This window comes from Aestuariivirga sp. (assembly GCF_044238155.1).
Classification (GTDB): Bacteria; Pseudomonadota; Alphaproteobacteria; order Rhizobiales; family Aestuariivirgaceae; genus Aestuariivirga.
In genome coordinates this window covers 1-6,857 of record NZ_JBIIDX010000174.1, presented here as the reverse complement: position 1 = coordinate 6,857, position 6,857 = coordinate 1, and the positions used below count along the sequence as shown (strand labels likewise).

Genomic DNA, 6,857 nt, shown 5'->3' with positions numbered 1-6,857 from the left:
CTGATGCTGAAACTGCCGACAGGCTCATCGCTGACAAATTGGGCGGTCGGGACTGGGAGAGCCACCTTGGTCGATCGGACTCGTTGTTCGTCAATGCATCTGCCTGGGGGCTCATGCTGACAGGGCGATTTGTTGATCTGGAGCGGGCGATTGGCAGTGATATTGGAGCGTATCTGGGCAGGTTAGTGAAGCGCTCAGGTGAGCCCATCGTGCGCAATGCCATGAAGCAAGCCATGCGCATAATGGGTAAGCAATTCGTGCTTGGCCGGACGATTGGTGAAGCATTGACTGCTGCGTCAGCACTCGAAGCAGACGGGTATCGGTTTTCATATGATATGCTGGGTGAAGCCGCATTCACGAGTGTTGACGCGCAGCGTTACTTCGATTCCTACTGGTCGGCACTACAAGCAATAGGCTCACGGGCTGTTGGCGATGATGTATTTGCGCGCCCTTCCATTTCCGTCAAGCTATCTGCATTGCATCCGCGCTATGAAAAAAAGCAAGAAGCCCGCGTCATGACGGAGCTCTTGCCGCGCGTAGCAAGTCTCGCTCGAGAAGCCAAAAGGCTTAACACAGGGATCACCATCGATGCGGAGGAAGTCAACCGTCTTGATCTGTCTCTTGATTTGTTTGGCAGGCTCTGTCTGGACCATGAGCTCACGAACTGGAATGGGCTGGGGCTTGCCGTTCAAGCCTATTCGAAAAGGGCTCGATCCGTGTTGGACTGGCTTGCGGCAGTAGCGTCCTCAAGTCGCCGGGTCATTCCGGTTCGTTTGGTCAAGGGTGCCTACTGGGACACCGAGATCAAGCGATCCCAAGAGCAGGGTTATGACGCCTATCCACTTTTCACTCAAAAAAAATCGACCGATGTGAGTTACTTGGCGTGTGCACGTTATCTGCTCAGCAGGCGGGATGTCTTCTATCCGCAGTTTGCAACCCACAACGCGCAAACGCTGGCCGCTGTTTTGGTGATGGCTGGTGACGATTGTCGTTTCGAGTTTCAACGCCTGCATGGCATGGGGCAAACTCTCTACGAGCAGGTAGCTGGCACGGTAAAGTCGAACCAGCCATGCCGGATCTATGCGCCCGTCGGAAGTCATGAAGACCTCCTTGCTTATTTGGTTCGCAGGCTTCTTGAAAATGGTGCCAACACGTCTTTTGTCAATCGCCTCGCTGATGACGAGGCGCCAGTCGCCGAGATTGTTGCAGATCCGGTGATGGAGGTGAATAAGCTTTCAACGGTGCCGCACCCACGAATCCCCCTGCCTCGTGATATTTTTGCTGCACGCGCCAATTCACGGGGCCTACCGTTGTGGGACGACGTTACTCGCCATCAACTCGAAGCAGACATCGCCGGGTCGCTCGCAAGGCCTCAGATCGCCGCTGCGATGGTGAATGGCGTAGCCCTGCATGATGGACCGCTCCGGGCGATCTCCTGTCCGGCGGACCGCGCAGTCAGCATCGGCCGCGTTCATGAGGCCAGTGATGAGGCTGCCTTCCGTGCGATGGAAGTGGCGGGAGCCGCGCAACCAGGCTGGGATCGGCTGCGCGGGGCGGATCGGGCTCGTCTGCTTGAGAGGGCAGCCGATCTATACGAAGAGAACAGAGCGGAACTCACCGGGCTTCTGGTCCACGAAGCAGGGAAAACCCTTGAGAATGCTATTGCCGATATTCGTGAGGCTGTCGATTTCCTGCGGTATTACTCAGTCCAGGGCAGGGTTGGGTTTGAAACGCCAACCAGGCTCGCAGGGCCTACTGGAGAGCAGAACGAGTTGTCGCTTCACGGGCGAGGGGTTTTTGCCTGTATCAGCCCATGGAATTTCCCACTGGCAATCTTCACCGGTCAAGTGGCTGCTGCACTTGTGGCGGGCAACAGTGTGGTGGCCAAGCCCGCCGAGCAAACGCCGCTGGTGGCCTTTACGGCAGTTCGATTGCTTTACGAAGCCGGCATCCCGCCTGATGTCCTTCATTTCCTGCCGGGTGACGGTTCGAGGCTGGGTAAGGTGCTGCTTTCGCACCCTCGCCTTGCCGGAGTGGCATTTACAGGATCCAATGAGACCGCGGGCCTGATTAACCGGGCTTTGGCGCAGCGCTCCGGCGCAATTCCCGCGCTGATCGCTGAGACCGGTGGTCTCAACGCCATGATCGTTGACTCATCGGCTCTCCCTGAGCAGGCTGTGCGTGATGTACTTGCATCAGCGTTTGACAGCGCTGGCCAGCGGTGCTCCGCTGCGCGCATCCTTTTCGTTCAGGAGGATGCTGCAAGCCGTGTCATTTCTATGTTGCGGGGCGCGATGGCCGAACTGGTGATCGGTGATCCGAAGTGCTATTCCACAGATGTTGGTCCTGTGATTGATGATGAGGCTCGCCACTCTCTCGACGCCCATAAGTCGCGGATACGAGATATGGCCAAGATCATTTTTGAAGCCCAGCTTCCAGAATGCTGTTCGCGCGGGAGTTTTGTTGCGCCGGCAGCCTATGAGCTAGACACAATTGCGCCGCTCACGCAGGAGGTGTTTGGGCCAGTGCTACACGTTGTTCGGTATAGGTCGGACCGTCTTGGCGCAGTATGTGAAGCCCTGAATGCGACTGGCTATGGCCTGACATTGGGACTTCATACTCGTATCGAGAGGACGATCGCGGAGGTGCGCGCACACGCAAGGGTTGGCAATCTTTATGTCAATCGCAATCAGATTGGGGCAGTAGTGGGCGCTCAACCATTTGGCGGAGAGGGATTGTCGGGCACGGGGCCCAAGGCTGGAGGGCCACATTACCTGCTTCGTTATGCAACTGAGCGGGTATCATCAATCGATACAACGGCGTCCGGGGGCAATGCTGCGCTGATGTCGATGTAGTCAATCCTCCATACCAAATCCCAATCCCCGGCTTACGGCTCTGCGACCGAATTTGTCGCGTATGTGATCAACTGCGATTTCGGCCTTGGCGCGGGTCGCCGCCGTCAAGTCGAGCGTCTCGGTTTCAATCGCCGGGTCCGCCGAGACAAGCGCTGAGAGCCCAACTCCTATGAGGCGGAAGCGAGTTCTTCCTGCCTCGCGACGAAGCAGAGGCAAGGCGGAATCATAGATTCTCGTGGCGAGCAGGGTGGGATCCGATAACGTTACGCTTCGTGTTCTGGTCTTGAAGTCGGCTGACTTGAGTTTGAGGACGATTACATGACCTGCAACGCCCTCTGCTTTGGCCCTACGAGAGACTCTCTCTGCCAGCGGCCAGAGAAGGCGCTCAAGATCTTCGCAGTCCACGATATCCGTATCGAATGTTGTCTCGGCGCTGATCGATTTGGACGGATCGTCAGTCGAAATCGCTCGTTCGTCCTGCCCGCGTGAAAGATGATAGAGCCGGGTCCCCATGCTGCCGTACCGCTGCAGCAAGTGACCCTTCTCCATATTTTGCAACTGGCCGATAGTCGTAATGCCGTCCTGCGCCAGTTGCTCCTGAGTTGTCTTGCCAACACCCCAGATGAAGCTGACAGGTCGACTTGCTAGGAAGCCTAGGGTTTCCTTCTTTCCCAGTAGAGAGAAGCCCTTTGGTTTTTCGAGGTCAGAAGCCAGCTTTGCCAGAAACTTGTTATGGGATAGGCCGACGGATGCGGTGATCCCTACTTCGGTTGTGATCCGTTTCAGCAGGTTGGCGAGGGTCAATGCTGGGCACATGCCATGCAAGCGTTGCGTTCCAGACAAGTCGAGGAAGGCCTCATCAATCGAGAGCGGTTCAACAAGTGGCGTAACTTCAAGCATCAAGCTGCGCACAATCGTGCCGGCCGCTTGATATTTTGCCATATTCGGCGCGATTACGACGGCGTCGGGGCATAGCTTGAGTGCCTTAAACATGGGCATTGCCGATTTGACGCCGTGAATCCGTGCCACATAGCAGGCTGTGGCTACAACGCCTCGGTTGCCGCCGCCTACAATCACTGGTCGGTCAGCCAGGTCTGGCCTGTCCCGCTTTTCGATGGCTGCGTAGAAGGCGTCGCAGTCAATGTGCGCAATCGACAACTGGTCGAGTTCTTCGTGGTGGATCAGTCTTGGACTTCCGCAGACGCGGCAGCGTGTTTCAAAGCCTACTATTCGCTCCAGACAGTCGCGGCAAAAGCCGGGTGTTGATTCAGCGGTTTTGTCGGCCATTGCGTGGTTGATCAGCTGATTATCTCAAGAACATGGCTGCGTGCCTCCAACCAGTTGCCGGTACGCAGGGATACGTAACTGAGTGGCTCGATGTGTCTTGCGAAGCGATCATCATGTAGAAAGTGTACAAGGTGAACATCTGGCGCATGTTCATAAGCAGACGCAATGAAGCTGGGACTGTCATCGATGAAAACAGCCTCAGGTTGGCGAGCGTTGTCGACAATGCTGCGGATCGCGGGGCCCTTGGGTCCAGAGTTGGTGACTACTGGGTAGGGTATTCCATGGTCAGCCAGGTTTTTCCGGCGAAGGTCGCCGGAACTATGCGGCAGGTTGGTGAGGAGGATCACATCTGCCTTGCTGCCGAATTCGAGCAGTGCATCGATTGCTCCGTCGATTGGTTGCATGTGACGAGTTCTTGTGGCGAAGAATTCAGACACCAAGCTGGCGACCCGGTCTTCCGTTTCCGGTGTGTCAGTCGTCCGGCACCGAATATTACCCGCCAAAGCGAAGCTTGCCGTGTCCAGCCAAAGGTTCTCCGCCGCAATGTAGTCTTCAAAGTCACGGGTGAAGTGAACGATTACCTCGTCCACGTCGCATATCACCAGTGGCCGTCCGGTGAAATTGAGGCTGTCGATTTGGCCCTTGGTAATGTCAGAAATCAAGGTTTGCTCCGGGTAAATGGCGGCGGACTCGAGCGACGGCGTCGGGACTAAGCGCCTGCTCCTCTGCGAATATAAGAAGGAGGCTCTCGTCACTCAACAGATGGTCGAGGATCGCCGCCAGCAGTTCCGGGTTGGACGCACCGCGCCGGAGTGCTCCGTCATCTAGCCCTGTAAGGTCCAGAAATCGTTGCAGGCGTTCTGTATCGGCGGCCAGGAAAGCCAGAACCTGAAGGGCGATGATTTCCGCCTGTTCGGCTTGCCCGGACGTGGGGCGGGGGATCTTGGGGCGCATCTGGCTTCCAAATTAACCACCCCTGAACTGCTTTGAACAGAGGAGGGGTGCGGTTAAGCTGTTGGTTACCCTGCCGGGTCCAAAAAAGGAAGGGAGGGCAGTGTGGGGTCCCCGGGGTAGCGCGCGCCATGGTGAAGCGAGTTTTGGTTGTCGAGGACAATGAGTTGAACATGAAGCTGTTCAATGATCTGCTCGAAGCCAATGGTTACAAGGTGATACAGACCCGCGATGGGCTGTCGGCCCTGGAGCTGGCGCGCCTGCACCAGCCTGACCTGATCCTGATGGATATCCAGCTGCCTGAGGTTTCGGGCATTGAGGTGACGAAATGGCTGAAGGAAGATGATACGCTGAAGCATATACCGGTAATTGCAGTCACGGCCTTTGCCATGAAGGGTGACGAGCAGAAAATCCGCGAAGGGGGCTGTGAGGCCTATATCTCCAAACCCATCTCCGTAGTGAGCTTCCTGCGTACCATCGACAGTTATCTCAAGAAAACTGCATGACTGCGCGCATCCTGATTGTCGACGATGTCCTGGCCAATGTACGCCTCCTGGAGGCCAAGTTGGCGGCTGAGTATTTTGATGTCGTCACTGCAATGAATGGTGCCGATGCACTTGAAGCCGTAAATCGTGCCAAGCCTGATATCGTGCTCCTCGATGTGATGATGCCCGGCATTGACGGCATTGAGGTGTGCCGGCGTATCAAGGCAAATTCTTCAACGCAGCACATTCCTGTCGTAATGGTCACGACTCTGGATCAACCGGAAGATCGGGTCCGTGGCCTCGAGGCCGGAGCTGACGACTTTCTCACCAAGCCAGTCAATGATTTGTCGTTGTTCTGCCGGGTGAGAGGGTTGGTGAGGCTGAAGATGTTAACCGATGAGTTGCGTAGCCGTACCGGCACTGATCCGCTTGGCTTGGCCACGAGTGAAATCCTGGGACAGCCGGCAACTGGAGGCCGGATACTGCTGATCGACAACCCGACAATTATGGCCGACCGTATTTGCAAAGTACTGGCTGATCGCCATAATGTCGTGCTCGCGACGAGTCAGCAGGACGCCAGCGAGGCTTGCGGACTTGATGGCCGAGGTGTTGAACTCATTATCGTCAATCTTGACATCGAGGGGTCTGACGGACTTCGGATCTGCTCGCAGCTCAAGACCCTCGAACAGACGCGGCAGATTCCCATCCTGATCATTGTGAATCTGGAAGATCATCAGAGATTGCTGCGGGCCCTCGACATGGGGGTGAACGACTATCTCATCCGCCCGGTGGACCGGCAGGAACTGCACGCGAGAGTTGCATCGCAAATCCGGCGCTACCGTTACACAGAGCAGTTGAGACTGAGCGTTCGCGCCTCTCTCGAACTTGCGGTGACGGATGCGCTGACGGGGCTCCATAACCGGCGCTACCTCGAGACCCAGTTGACGGGCTTGATCGATCAGGCTGTGAACCGGGGGAAACTGCTGTCAATCCTGACTCTCGATGTCGATTACTTCAAGTCCGTGAACGACACATATGGCCATGATGCGGGCGACCGGGTCTTGCAGGATGTTGCCGGCCGCATTCGTGCATGCGTCCGCAGTGTTGATCTTGCCTGCCGAACAGGTGGCGAGGAGTTTGTGGTGGTGCTTCCAGAAACTGATCTTGCCACCGCTGAGCGCATTGGCGAGCGAATTCGAAGGGCAGTTGCATCGAAGCCCTTCAATCCCGGTTCTGGATGCACCCTGACCATTACGGCCTCGCTTGGAGTTGCAAGTAT

The 6,857-nt window shown here is 56.5% G+C and carries 6 protein-coding genes; 3 read left to right on the top strand and 3 right to left on the bottom strand.

The annotated features are described in order from the left end of the window. The coding region (gene putA, locus ACILRN_RS14985; RefSeq protein ID WP_395689631.1) for a bifunctional proline dehydrogenase/L-glutamate gamma-semialdehyde dehydrogenase PutA at positions 1 to 2,855 on the top strand (2,855 nt) is incomplete at its 5' end. On the opposite strand, the gene ACILRN_RS14980 is transcribed toward putA, so the two are convergent. Genes ACILRN_RS14980 through ACILRN_RS14970 form a run of 3 tightly spaced genes read right to left on the bottom strand, consistent with a single transcriptional unit; the run spans position 2,856 to position 5,096 of the window. Next, complete coding sequence (locus ACILRN_RS14980) at positions 2,856 to 4,142, bottom strand: DNA polymerase IV (protein ID WP_395689629.1); 1,287 nt, start codon at positions 4,140 to 4,142, stop codon at positions 2,856 to 2,858. It lies immediately after the preceding gene. A gap of 11 nt (positions 4,143 to 4,153) precedes the next feature. Then, on the bottom strand, positions 4,154 to 4,804 hold the full coding sequence (locus ACILRN_RS14975; RefSeq protein WP_395689628.1) for a hypothetical protein: 651 nt from the start codon (positions 4,802 to 4,804) through the stop codon (positions 4,154 to 4,156). After that, on the bottom strand, positions 4,794 to 5,096 hold the full coding sequence (locus ACILRN_RS14970) for a DUF3572 domain-containing protein (protein ID WP_395689626.1): 303 nt from the start codon (positions 5,094 to 5,096) through the stop codon (positions 4,794 to 4,796). The genes ACILRN_RS14975 and ACILRN_RS14970 overlap by 11 nt, the downstream gene beginning before the upstream one ends. Positions 5,097 to 5,224: 128 nt before the next feature. Here ACILRN_RS14970 and ACILRN_RS14965 point away from each other — a divergent pair, with 128 nt between their 5' ends. Then, on the top strand, positions 5,225 to 5,599 hold the full coding sequence (locus ACILRN_RS14965; RefSeq protein ID WP_395689625.1) for a response regulator: 375 nt from the start codon (positions 5,225 to 5,227) through the stop codon (positions 5,597 to 5,599). Beyond that, positions 5,596 to 6,857 (top strand): PleD family two-component system response regulator (locus ACILRN_RS14960; protein WP_395689624.1); only part of this gene is annotated, 1,262 nt, incomplete at its 3' end. The genes ACILRN_RS14965 and ACILRN_RS14960, both read left to right, overlap by 4 nt.